Origin of the sequence: Saccharothrix luteola (genome assembly GCF_020859565.1) — a bacterium.
Taxonomy (GTDB): Bacteria; Actinomycetota; Actinomycetes; order Mycobacteriales; family Pseudonocardiaceae; genus Actinosynnema; species Actinosynnema luteola.
In genome coordinates this window covers 75,680-87,782 of sequence record NZ_JAJHUO010000043.1, presented here as the reverse complement: position 1 = coordinate 87,782, position 12,103 = coordinate 75,680, and the positions used below count along the sequence as shown (strand labels likewise).

The 12,103-nt window shown below is 70.6% G+C and carries 9 protein-coding genes; 5 read left to right on the top strand and 4 right to left on the bottom strand.

Annotated features, from left to right (window positions below; translation table 11 throughout):
• Nucleotides 1-241, top strand: a 241-nt coding sequence (locus LNK82_RS42120; protein WP_268997993.1) for a BTAD domain-containing putative transcriptional regulator, incomplete at its 5' end; no start/stop codon positions are given.
• A 148-nt stretch (nt 242-389) separates the two neighbouring features.
• Here the strand turns inward: LNK82_RS42120 and LNK82_RS42115 are convergent.
• Nucleotides 390-1,901: an RICIN domain-containing protein gene (locus LNK82_RS42115; RefSeq protein WP_230572466.1), complete on the bottom strand. Its 1,512-nt coding sequence runs from the start codon at nt 1,899-1,901 to the stop codon at nt 390-392.
• 91 nt (nt 1,902-1,992) lie between these two features.
• Nucleotides 1,993-3,303: an RICIN domain-containing protein gene (locus tag LNK82_RS48070; RefSeq protein WP_230572465.1), complete on the bottom strand. Its 1,311-nt coding sequence runs from the start codon at nt 3,301-3,303 to the stop codon at nt 1,993-1,995.
• A 324-nt stretch (nt 3,304-3,627) separates the two neighbouring features.
• Here LNK82_RS48070 and LNK82_RS42105 point away from each other — a divergent pair, with 324 nt between their 5' ends.
• A complete protein-coding gene (locus tag LNK82_RS42105; protein ID WP_308257503.1) occupies nt 3,628-4,797 on the top strand; it encodes an outer membrane protein assembly factor BamB family protein in 1,170 nt (389 codons plus the stop codon).
• Between the two features lie 287 nt (nt 4,798-5,084).
• Nucleotides 5,085-8,198, top strand: coding sequence for a tetratricopeptide repeat protein (locus tag LNK82_RS42100; protein WP_230572464.1), 3,114 nt, complete (start codon nt 5,085-5,087; stop codon nt 8,196-8,198).
• A gap of 224 nt (nt 8,199-8,422) precedes the next feature.
• Here the strand turns inward: LNK82_RS42100 and LNK82_RS42095 are convergent, their stop codons facing one another.
• Entirely contained in the window at nt 8,423-8,710 is a 288-nt protein-coding gene (locus tag LNK82_RS42095; protein WP_230572463.1) for a SpoIIE family protein phosphatase, read from the bottom strand.
• A gap of 238 nt (nt 8,711-8,948) precedes the next feature.
• On the opposite strand from LNK82_RS42095, the gene LNK82_RS42090 reads away from it, so the two are divergent.
• Nucleotides 8,949-10,931, top strand: coding sequence for an APC family permease (locus LNK82_RS42090; RefSeq protein WP_230572462.1), 1,983 nt, complete (start codon nt 8,949-8,951; stop codon nt 10,929-10,931).
• A 101-nt stretch (nt 10,932-11,032) separates the two neighbouring features.
• On the top strand, nt 11,033-11,476 hold the full coding sequence (locus LNK82_RS42085; RefSeq protein WP_230572461.1) for an ATP-binding protein: 444 nt from the start codon (nt 11,033-11,035) through the stop codon (nt 11,474-11,476).
• On the opposite strand, the gene LNK82_RS42080 is transcribed toward LNK82_RS42085, so the two are convergent.
• A complete protein-coding gene (locus LNK82_RS42080; RefSeq protein ID WP_230572460.1) occupies nt 11,473-11,814 on the bottom strand; it encodes an STAS domain-containing protein in 342 nt (113 codons plus the stop codon). The two genes, LNK82_RS42085 and LNK82_RS42080, sit on opposite strands and share 4 nt — an antisense overlap.
• Between the last annotated feature and the right edge of the window lie 289 nt (nt 11,815-12,103).

The window sequence follows — 12,103 nt, the reverse complement described above, 5'->3', positions numbered from 1 at the left end:
GGAGGTCTACCAGGACGGCCGCCGGCTGCTGGTCGACGAGCTCGGCCTGGAACCGGGGGAGGAGCTGTCGCGGGTCCAACGGGCGATCCTCGCCGGCTCCAGCCCTACCCCCCCCCCCCCCCCCCCCGCCCCCCCCCCCACCCCCCCCCCCCCCCCCCGGCGGGGGCGGGGGGGCCGGCGCCCCCCCCCCCCCCCGGGGGGGGGGGGGCCGCCGTCCGTGCCGTGGCGGCCTGACGGGTGACGTCGGCGAGGCCCCGGTGTGGCACACCGACGTCACCTTCACGGCCCGGTCGGGGTCTGAACCCACCCGGACGGGCACTTCCCCGGCGCCGAGCACGCGCTCGACGCCGGGGAAGTGAAGCCGCACCGCGGTCACCTCAGGGTGACGGTCAGACGGTCGTGCGGGACCACTGCTGGTTGGTGCCGGTGTTGCACGTGTACTGCTTGAGGACCACGCCGTCGGCGGTCGACGCGGACGGGACGTCCACGCACTTGCCGCTGTGCCGTGCCCGCAGTTGGAAGTAGTCGCCGTTGGCGACCATCTGGAACTGCTGGTTCGTGCCGGTGCCGCAGGTGTACTGGGCGAGCTCGGCGCCGTCGGCGGTCGAAGCGCTCAGCACGTCGAGGCACTTGCCGCTGTGGCGGCTGACGATGCGCCAGTAGCCGCTGCCGGCGTCCTGGAACTGCCACTGCTGCCACGCGTTGCCGGCGTAGGTGTACTGGCCGACGCGCGCGCTGTTGTCGGTGGTCGCCTGTTGCAGGCCCATGGCCTTGCCGCTGTGGCGCACGGTGATCCGGTAGGCCGTGGGCGGCGGGGTCGTGGTGTTGTCGCCCCAGCCGTAGCGGATCCGGTCGGCGCCGGAGGTGTTGCGGATCGTCAGGTTGAGGTTCGTGCCGCTGCCGCTCAGGGCGTACATCGAGTACCAGTCGTAACCGAGGTTGTCCTTGTACTTGCCACCGAGCGCGGGCCAGTAGGTGCCGCCCATCTGGTTGTCCCGCATGACCTGGGCCATGGCGCGGATGTGGCGCACGAAGTTGTCGCTGCTGTTCGCGTCGCCGTAGTTGAGCCCGGTGGACATCGGCGCGCCGAACTCGGTCGCGACCGCGCGGGAGGCGCAGTTGCCCAGGCGCGTCTGGATGTGGCTGCGGAACTGGTCGTAGGTCATCGCGCCGTAGAAGAAGGCGTAGTGATGGAACGACAGCAGCGTCGAGTTGAAGCGGCTGTCGTTGCAGATGTCCCGCAGGTCCTGGCTGAAGCCGGTGCCGCCGATGAGCACCCGGCTGGGCGGCGCCGAGTAGTGGTAGCTGAGCCAGTTCGCCGCGACGTTGCGCCAGTCCGCCGACGAGTAGCCGTGCGGCTCGTTCATCGGCTCGAAGTAGACGTTGCTGTTCGAGCCGTAGGTGCTGGTCACGCTGGACCACATCGCGTTCCACGCGGCCAGGTTCGTGATCCGGCCGCCCGAGGCGGCGCCGTCCTCCCAATAGGCGAGGATGACCTTGAACCCGCGCTCGGTGGCGGCGTCGATGGCGCCGCGGTAGGCGTTCCACCAGGTCGTGTTGGCCACCGTGTGGGTGTTGATCGGCAGCCGGACGGTGTTGACCCCCATGGTGGCGGCCATGTCGTCGTAGAGCGCGTTGGCCTTGGCCCGCACGGTCGCGTTGCTGTCGGACTGGCTCAGCCCCTGCACGACGAGCGTGCCGGTGCTGAAGTTATCACCCATCACGGCCCAGTTCATGCCGCGGAACTGGCTCGTGGCGGCGGTGGCCGCGGGCGTGGTGACGACCAGGCCGGTCGCCGCGGTGAGCGTCGTCACCGCGAGGGCGACCAGCGACCGGCGCAACGACCGGGTGCTCCGGGGTGGTCCTGACGGGTGGCCGCCAGACGCCGTGGTCAATCTCATGAGATGTCCAATCACTAGATCTGCTGCACAGCGGTCCGACAGGTGCGATGCCCATGCCGCGGGCGTCCCACCTGCGTCACGAAGGGGTGGCTCAGACCTGGGTGCGGCTCCACTGCTGGTTGGTGCCGCTGCCGCAGGTGTACTGCTGGATGTCGGCGCCGTCGCCGGTGCCGGAGGCGACGACGTCGAGGCACTTGCCGCTGTGCCGCGCGACGATCCGGAAGTAGCTCCCGGTGGCCTGCCACTGCCACTGCTGGTTGGCGCCGCCGCCGCAGGTGTACTGGATGACGTTGGCCCCGTCGGCGGTGGAGGCGCCGGCCACGTCCAGGCACTTGCCGCTGTTCTGGTTGACGATGCGGAAGTAGCCGCCGCCGGCGTCCTGGAACTGCCACTTCTGGTTGCCGCCGCCGTTCCAGGTCCACTGCTTGACCTCGGCGTTGTCCGCGGTGGAGGCCGACACGACGTCCATCACCCTGCCGCTGTTGCGGTTGGTCACGCGGTGGACCGGAGCCGTGCCGGGCACGTCGGCCACCGGCAGGATCGTGCCGTGGCGGCAACCGGGGCAGGTGATCTGGCTCAGGCCCGACCAGGAGTCGAGGTTCGAGCTGGTGGCCGTCCAGATGCCGCCGTTGGTGTACTTGTCGACCCAGATGCGCCAGGAGCCGTCGCTCATCCGCAGCACGGCCGGACCTTCGTAGCCCGAGCTCCACAACTGGCCGCGGTTGCCCCACCCGGCGGTGAGGCTCGTGCTGGTCCAGTGCTCGATGTACTTGGAGGTCTCGTTCTTGGTGAAGGCGTGGTAGGTGCTGCCCGACTTCACCACGTAGGTGTCGATGTAGTTGTAGCCGAGGCCGCCCATCTGCACCGGCCCGCTCCAGGAGGTCAGCGCGCTGTTCTGGGCGGTGAAGACGTAGGGGCGGAAGCAGTTCGAGCACGTCGTCTGGGCGATGCTCACGATGATCCGCACGGTGCCGCCCTCGACGTAGAACTCGGGGGCCCAGGTGAACCGCGTGTTGGCGACGCCGGAGTTGACGCTGGTCACGTGCGTCCAGTTGACCAGGTCCGGACTGGAGGCGATGTTGAAGTGTGTTGAGTTCGTGGTCCACGACTGGACGGTGTGCGCGACGTAGTAGAGCCCGTTGTGCTGGATGATGCTGGGATCGCGCAGCACGCCGGACGGGCCGCGGTAGTCGGTGTCGGCCAGCACGCTGAAGTTCGTGCCGTTGGCCGAGGAGTAGACCCACAGCTCCTGGTCGGCGGCGGCGTCACCCTTGAACGTGGTGTAGACGTAGCCGGGTGCGGCCTGTGCGGGTGGTGCGACGGCCACCGCCGCGGCGGCGACGGCGAGCGCCACGAGACCGAGTCGGGCCAGCCGGCGCCCGGCCTTCGGCTGTCTGTTCACGGATGATCTCCTCGCAGGTGAAGTGCCGGCGAGCGTCGGCCTGGGACGAGGCGACCGCCGGGCAGGGCGCTGTGGTTGCCGGTCGAGCTGTCGTGCGGCTGCGGTCAGCGCCGGGAGTCGCGCTGCGCCGGGGTCGCCGGGCGACTTGGGGAGCCCGAGGCTCGGGGCGGGTGCGCGCGGCACTGGGCGGTCGACATCGGCGTCTCCACTCGTGTGTCCGCCGACGTCGTCGTCGGCGCAGGCGGCGGCTCTGCCCGGGATGCGGTGCGGCGGCCCTGTCGCGGGGGGCGCTGGTTGGCGGTGTGACGGGCGCCACCGTTCGGTGTGAACGCTAACAGGACTCTGCCTACTCACTCAAGAGTGAACTGTGGGTTACAGGAATCAACAACATGCCGGTTGTCGGCACGTCCACCGGGCGGCACGGCGTCGGGAAACGAGTGGCGGGGCATCCGCGACGCGTGGTGGGCTTCGGCGGTGCTGGGGATCAGGTGGGAGCGGCCACTTCACCAGGCCGGTTCCGGCGCCGACGTCGCTGTGGGTTCCGGCGGGCTGGTGGTCCACGAGCGGAACACGAGGCTGGTCTGCCTGGATCCGGAGGACGGGTCCGTGCGGTGGGACGTTCGGACCGGCAGGTGGTTGCGAGCGATGTCCGTTGCCGGGCAACGCGTGCTGGTGCTGTGGCAGGACGACGAGTTGACGTGCCTGGACCTCGCCACGGGGGAGGACGTCTGGAGGGTCGTTCTCCGGCGGTGGACCGGGCACCTCGTGGTCGACGGAGACGTGGTGCTCGTGGGCGGCTGGCGCGGGTACACCCCGTTGCGCGCGTTGGACATCGCCACCGGCCGGACCCTGTGGGAGGCGGAGCACGACGTGCGCACGGTGTGGCCGGCCGCGGGAGGTGGTGGGTTCCTGATCGGTGAGCCCGGCGGTTCCGAGGTGCGGTTGATCGGGCGACGGGACGGTCGGCGACTGCGCACCTGCTCGTTGCCGCAACCGCTCGCCCACTACGACCACGAAGTGGCTTTCACGGCGGTCGGGGGTGATCGTTTCCTCGTCCGGTGCGGTGACGACGCCGTGGCGCGGATCTCGCTCTCGGCGGGGACGGCGAGCGAACTGGTCGTGGCCGGGAGTCCGCTCGTGCCCGTGGCGCCGCAGCACGTCGGTGGTCTGCTCTGGCTGAGGGAACGCGGGACCGGCTTCACCGTGGCAGATCCTCACGACGGCCGCGTGGTGTGGAGGACCGCCGTGCGGCAAGCCGCGTTCGGGGAGGTCATCGCCGAGGACGGGGGAAGCGGCGGCGGGTTCGTGCTCGCCGACGCCGGCGGCTCCTTGTTGTTCGTCGACTCCCGCGGTCAGGTCGTCGAGCGCGTCAAGATCACCCAGCGGGTCCGCGAACTGCGTCGCCTCGCTCCGGGCCGCGTGCTGGTGCTCACGAAGGGCACGCTGCTCGCCGCCGCGTTCGACGACGACGCACATCCCGACGACCGCAGTTGATCACCGCGTCGCAGTCGTCCCCGACGCGGGTTGTCCGCAGTTGTGCGTTGTGGCGGGATGTCGGACCGGTTGGGATGTGGTCTTCCCTGATTGCCGTCGGACTGCTCGTAGCCGGGCGCACGTGAGTGGGTGGGTGGTTGGTGCACGACTCCGGTGACGAGCGCGATACGGCCGCGGTGCGTCAACACGGCGAGGCGTCCGGCGCGTCGACCGTGATCCAGGGAGGTGGGGACGTCACGATCCACGGCGGCGTGGGCACGGTGCGTCCCGCTCCTGAGGTGCCGTCGATGGAGTCGGTGCAGGCTTCTTCATGGGTAGGGCGCACGCAGAGGGTGCCCGCGTCGTTCGTGGGCCGCGAGACCGAGCTGGCGCGAGTGGACGAGGCGGTGGCCACGTCCGGCCGACGTGCGGTGGTGGTGGCCCTGCACGGATTGGGAGGGGTGGGCAAGAGCGCCCTGGCCGCCCGGTTCGCTGAACGGCGCGCGAAGCGCTTCACCCCGGTGTGGTGGATCACCGCCGACTCGCCGGCCGCTCTGGAGAACGGCCTGGCGGAGCTCGCGCTGGCGCTGGCGCCGCAGACGGCGGAGCTGCTGTTCGAGCAGCGGGTCGAACTGGGGGTGCGGTGGCTGGCATCCCACGACGGGTGGCTGTTGGTGCTGGACAACCTCACCGGCCCGGCCGACGCCACCGCGCTGCTGGAGCGGGTGCGAACCGGAACGATCTTGATCACCTCTCGGCGCGCCCGCGGCTGGAAGGGCGCGACGACCGTGGCCGTCGACGTGCTCCCCGAGGCGGAAGCGGTGGAGCTGCTGACCCGCGTCGTGCACGAGGAGTGGCCGGAAGCCGACCTGACCGACGCACGGCTGCTGTGCGAGGAGCTGGGTTGGCTGCCACTGGCCATCGAGCAGGCCGGTGCCTACCTCGCCCAGACCCTCATCACCCCCGCCGCCTACCTGGAACTGCTGAGGCGGTACCCGGCGCGGATGTTCACCGCCACGGCCGAAGGCGGCGATGCCGAGCGCACCATCGCCCGAGTCTGGCGCGTCACCCTCGACCGGCTCGCCGACACCCCGCACGCGGGCGACCTGTTGCGTCGACTGGCCTGGTACGCCCCCCACGACATCCCGCGTCACCTGCCCGTCACCAGCGGTGGCGCGCTCGATCCCGACCTGCTGCACGCACTGGGACGGCTGGCCGCCTACAGCATGATCACCCTCACCGCCGACTCCATCGGCGTGCACCGCCTGGTCCAAGCCGTCACCCGCACACCCGACCCCACCGACCCCCACCGCCGGCCCGACGACATCACCCTGGCTCGCCACGCCACTACGGCCGCTCTCCAAACCGCCGTCATCGGAACCGATCCCGACCTGCCGGCGGACTGGCCGGCCTTCCAGGCGGTGCGACCCCACGCGCTGGCACTGCTGGATCACTCGGATCCGGACGCCGACACCGATCGGCTGTGCGACCTCGCCGATGCCCTCGCCCGCTACCTGCACGGCCAGGGTGACGCCACCACGGCTACGGCCCTGCACGTCCGCGCCACCCGCGGCTGGGAACGACTTCTGGGCCCCGAGCACCCGCGTGCGGTGGTGTCGCGGAACAACCTCGCCATCGCCCACCAGACCGCGGGCGACCTGGGCCGGGCGATCGCACTGTTCGAAGCGAACGTGACTCACGGCAGGCGGGTGCTGGGCCCCGACCACCCGAACACGGTCGCCTCGTGCGGCAACCTCGCCAACGCCTACCGGTTGGCGGGCGCACCCGGGCGGGCGATCCCGCTGTTGGAAGCCACCCTGGCCGGCAACGAGCGGGTGCTGGGACCGGACCACCTGCACACGCTGGTCCTGCGCACCAACCTCGCCGCCGCCCACGAGTCGGCAGGTGACCTGGGCCGGGCGATCCCGCTGTTCGAGGCGACGTTGGCGGACAGCCGACGAGTGCTCGGAGGCGACCACCCGCACACCATGCGCTCGTCCGACAACCTCGCCCGCGCCTACCGGTTGGCGAGTGACCTGGGCCGGGCGATCCCGCTGTTCGAGGCAGCGCTGGCCGACCGGCGGCGGGTACTGGGCCCCGACCACCCCGACACCCTGGCCTCACGCCACAACATCGCCGACGCCCACGCGTCGGCGGGCGATCCGGTGCGGGCGATCGCGCTGTTCGAAGAGATCCTGGACGACAGCACCCGGGTGCTGGGGCCCGACCACCCGGAAACGTTGACGTCGCGGGACAGCCTTGCCACCGCCCACTGGTCGGCAGGCGATCTGCGGCGGGCGATCCCGTTGTTGGAGGCGGCGTTGGCCGATCGGCGGCGGGTGTCGGGCCCCGACCACCCCGACACGCTGGCCGCGAGCGGCAACCTCGCCGGCGCTTACCGGTCGGCGGGTGATCTGCGGCGGGCGATTCCACTGCTGGAGACGACCCTGGGCAACGCCGAACGGGTGCTCGGACCCGACCACCCTTACACGCTCGCCTGCCGCGGCAACCTCGCCGGCGCTTACCGGTCGGCGGGTGATCTGCGGCGGGCGATTCCACTGCTGGAAGCGGTCCTGGCGGACGTTGAACGGGTGCTGGGACCAGGGCACCGCGACACGCTCACCGCGCGGGAGAACCTCGCTCACGCCTACTGGTCGGCGGGCCGGCTGCGCCTGGCGATCCCGCTGCTGGAGGCGACCCTGACCGGCCGACAGCGAGTCCTGGGCACTGATCACCCGGACACCTTGACCGCACGTCACAACCTCGCCCGCTGTTACGAGTCGTCGGGTGACCCGGAGCGGGCGATCCCGCTGCTGGAGGCCAACCTGGCCGACTTCGGGCGAGTGCTGGGACCCGACCACCCCGACACGCTCAGTTCGTGCAACGCCCTCGCGCTCGCCTATCGGTCGGCAGGCGATCCGCGGCGGGCGGTTCCGCTGTTCGAGGCAACGCTGGCTGATCGACGACGTGTGCTGGGTCCCGCCCACCCGGACACGCTGACCTCGCAGAACAACCTCGCCGCCGTTCGCCGGTCGGTGGGCGACCTGCCGCAGGCCGTCCACCTGTTCGAGGCGAGCCTGGCCGACTTCCAGCGGATACTGGGAGCCGATCACCCCGACACGCTGACCGCGCGCAACAACCTCGCCGATTGCCTCCGGTCGGCAGGTGACCTGGGGCGGGCGACCACGCTGTTCCTGGAGAACATCGCGGATCAGCAGCGGGTGCTCGGGCCGGACCACCCGGCCACGCTGAGCTCGCGTCACAACCTTGCCATCACCTACGTGTCGGCGGGGCGGACCGAACAGGCGATCCCGCTGCTCGAGACGGCGTTGGCCGACGCCGAACGAACGCTGGGACCGGACCACCCGCTGACCAGGACGATGCGCTCGAACCTCGACACCGCGACGAAGGATCCCCGCTGACCACCTCCTTCCTTCGAGTGATGGAACTGGCTGCTGAGGCACGGTGATACCTGGTCGGCGACGCTGAAGACGGGTCGAGCGGACGGTCGGCGCGACCCGGTGGCGGCAGAAGGGCTTCGGGGTCCGTTCGGCGGGGCCGGCGTTGGTGTTCGTCTTGCCGGACCGGCCGTGCCGGCGATGTTCAGCGCCATCGAGAACCTCTTCCTGCCGCGCTACTCCTGTGGTCACCGCCCGAGCGACCCGGCCTCGTCCGGGACGAGCTTGTCGTGCCAGTCCAGGCACACGATCATCGCGTCGTCCTCGGAGAGCCGCGTGTGACGGTGCCCGGACAGTTCCTGGAGGATCGCCCGGGGCACCTGGGCCGCGGGGAGCAGGCGGGTGGCGTTGATGGCCCGGGCGAGTGCCCGTTCGCCGTAGCGCTCGCCCGCGGGTGAGGCGACGTCGTAGACGCCGTCGGCCATCGTCCACGACATGCACGACGTGATCCGGTACCACGACGACACCCTGCTCATCGCGGTCCGGTGCCACGGACCGCCGGCCCTTCCGGACGCGTCGTCCGACGCACGGCACGTGCCGCTTCGAGAGGTTTAGCGGAATCTTTACGCCCGATGGTGGCGTTTTCGGCGCTGCAGGGGTGGCGCAGAGGGTTCACTCCGTTGAGGACGGTCCCCGCGAGCCGCGTCGTGCGTTCGCGACCGGCGAGATCCTCCACCCCGCGTTCCGTCACGTGATCGTCACAGGAGAACCGGCATGACCGACAGGCCGCAGTTCGCGGTTCCGGCACGGGTGGACAGCCCGGTTCGACCGGCCGCCCCGTCCTCGCGGTTGGGGCGGTGGTTGCTGGAGCACCGGGTGCAGCCCGTCGGGCCCGCGGGCTCCGAGCAGCACGCCAAGCCGACGGCATGGTGGAAGGTCATGTGCCTGACCGGTGTGGACTACTTCTCCACTTTGTCCTACCTGCCCGGTATCGCGGCGTTGGCGGCGGGCGCGATCTCGCCGTTGGCGACGTTGCTGATCGTGGCGCTGACGTTGTTCGGGATGTTGCCGATGTACCGCCGGGTGGCTCGGGAGAGCCCGCACGGCCAGGGGTCGGTGGCGATGTTGGAGGACCTGCTGCCGTTCTGGCGGGGCAAGCTGTTCGTGCTGGTGCTGCTGGGGTTCGTGGCGACGTCGTGGATCATCACGATCACGCTGTCGGCCGCCGACGCGTCCGTGCACGCGTTGGAGAACCCGCACGCGCCCGGGTTCCTGCACGGCCACGAGGTCCTGGTCACGGTCGTGCTGTTGCTGGTCCTGGGCGGGGTGTTCCTGCTCGGGTTCAGCGAGGCGGTGGGCGTGGCCATCCCGTTGGTCGCGGTGTTCCTGCTGCTCAACGCGGTGGTCGTGGTGGCCGGTGTGGTGGAGGTGGTGTCGGGGCCCGTCGCGCTGGACCGGTGGCTGGACGCGCTGACCTCCGGCGGCGGGGGACTGGCCGGGGTGGTCGGTCCGGCGATCCTGGCGTTCCCGTTGCTGGTGCTGGGCCTGTCCGGGTTCGAGACCGGTGTCAGCATGATGCCCCTGGTGGCGACCGACGGTCGGACCGAGGCCGAACGGCTGGAGAGCCGCATCCGCAACACCCGCAAGCTGCTCACCACCGCCGCGGTCATCATGTCGGTCTACCTGATCGCGACCAGCTTCGTGACCACGGTCCTCGTGCCGGTGGAGCAGTTCCAGCCCGGCGGCGAGGCCAACGGCCGCGCCCTGGCCTACCTCGCCCACGACCTGCTCGGCGAGTGGGTCGGCACCGCCTACGACATCAGCAGCATCCTGATCCTGTGGTTCGCGGGCGCGTCGGCGATGGCCGGCCTGATCAACATCGTGCCGCGCTACCTGCCGTCCTACGGCATGGCGCCGGAGTGGGCCCGCGCCGTGCGGCCGGTCGTGCTGGTCTACACCGCCGTCTGCATCCTGATCACGATCGTCTTCCGCGCCGACGTCAACGCCCAGGCCGGCGCCTACGCCACCGGCATCCTGGCCATGATGGTGTCGGCCTCGGTCGCGGTGACGATCTCCGCCGTGCGCCGTCGGCAGCGCCGGTCGGCGATCGCGTTCACGGTCCTCACCCTGATCATGGTCTACGCCCTGGTGGAGAACGTGATCGAGAAGCCCGACGGCATCACGATCTCGTGCTTCTTCGTCCTCGGCATCATCGCCGTCTCCCTGGTGTCCAGGGTCAGCCGGACCACCGAGTTGCGCGTCGACCACATCGAGTTCGACGACGCCGCCCGCCGGTTCGTCACCGACTCGATCGCCCACGACGGCGCGCTCACCATCATCGCCAACCGCCGCCAGGCCGGTGACGCGGCCGAGTACGCGGACAAGGAGGTCGAGCAGCGCGGGGCGAACCCGGTGCCCGGTCAGGCCGACGTGCTGTTCCTGGAGATCGACGTGGTGGACCCGTCGGCGTTCAGCGACGTGCTCGAGGTCCGGGGCGTCGAGGTCGACGGCCACCGGATCCTGCGGACCGAGAGCCCCGCCGCGCCCAACGCGATCGCCGCGATCCTGCTGACCCTGCGCGACACCACCGACGTCCTCCCGCACTGCCACTTCGCCTGGAGCGAGGGAAACCCGCTGGGACACCTGTTCCGCTACCTGCTCCTGGGTCGCGGCGACACCGCCCCGGTGGTCCGGGAGATCATCCGCGCCAACGAACCCGACCCGGCTCGGCGTCCCGGCATCCACGTCGGCGGCTGACCCCGTTCCCGGCCGGGACGCCCGGGTGGACGGTTGCGGTGTGGTTAATGGACGGAAAGCGCGGGTAAACCTGATGAGATCCGACGTCTTCGGTGGGAGGGGTGGGGCTCGTGGTGATGCTCTACGAGGGCGAGGCCGATGCGAGACCGCTGACCCTGGAACTCACCGACGAGGATCCACCATTGGTGCGAATCCGGCGGTGGGCGCGCGGGTTGTTGTCCGACCGGAGTGACGAAGAGGTGGAGGATTGCCTGCTGGTCGTCACCGAGTTGGTGGCCAACGCCTACGACCACGGCGAGGCCCCACGTCGGTTGCGGGTGTGGCGGTCGTCGGGACCGTGCGCCGTGCGGATCGAAGTCGACGACGCCGGGGACGGCGAGGTGGTGGTGGGGCGGTCGCGGTCGGGCCCGGAGCGGGGACGGGGCATGGTGCTCGTCGCGTACTGCAGCGCGGACTGGGGCGTCGACCGCCACGAGGGCGGCAAGACCGTGTGGGCGGAGATCGGTTGTACGGCGGGGCGCCCGGACGCCGGGATCGAGCGTTAGGACGACAGCACGGCCACCGCGGCCTCGTGGACCGTGGCGCGCACCGCCACTGCCCGGTCCAAGCCGGTCAACCGCATCGGGAGCAGGACCGCGCGGTGCCGGGCGGTGACGGCGAGGACCTTGCCGGAGCGCCTTGAGTGTGCGATCGCGTCGACCAGCGCTTGCAGTCCGGTGGAGCCCATGAAGGTCACCCCGGAGAGGTCCACGACCAGCCCCCGGTGACCTCGGTCGAGTTGGTCGAACAACCCCGTGCGGACCGGCATGATGGTCGTGGAGTCCAACTCGCCGCGCACCGTGAGGACGGGCACACCCCGGTAGCGGGTGACGTCGACGGTCACGATGTCGTCTGTGCTGCTTGTGCCGAGCATGGGGACGCCTCTCGTTGGAACACGAGAGCGGCAACGGGTTGCTGTTCAACCCGTGTTGTCGCCTTGTAAGAGATCGGTGACAGCTCACCTCCCCTACACGGTACGTGCCCGACCGACGTGCCGCACGACCGACCGGAACCACGCCTGCGCGCTGCGTCCATGGTCGAGATCCCCGCTGCTGGTCGGGGGGACGAGTCGGTGGAGGTCGGGTCGGCCCAACGGGTGAAGGTCCGGCGTCGTGCGTGGATCGCCGTCGAGC

What these genes read in the sequence shown, in the direction of transcription:
- LNK82_RS42090 (WP_230572462.1), top strand. Translation starts at nt 8,949, where the DNA reads ATGACCGACAGGCCGCAGTTCGCGGTTCCGGCACGGGTGGACAGCCCG.
- LNK82_RS42115 (WP_230572466.1), bottom strand. Translation starts at nt 1,901, where the DNA reads ATGAGATTGACCACGGCGTCTGGCGGCCACCCGTCAGGACCACCCCGG.
- LNK82_RS42100 (WP_230572464.1), top strand. Translation starts at nt 5,085, where the DNA reads ATGGAGTCGGTGCAGGCTTCTTCATGGGTAGGGCGCACGCAGAGGGTG.
- LNK82_RS42095 (WP_230572463.1), bottom strand. Translation starts at nt 8,710, where the DNA reads ATGAGCAGGGTGTCGTCGTGGTACCGGATCACGTCGTGCATGTCGTGG.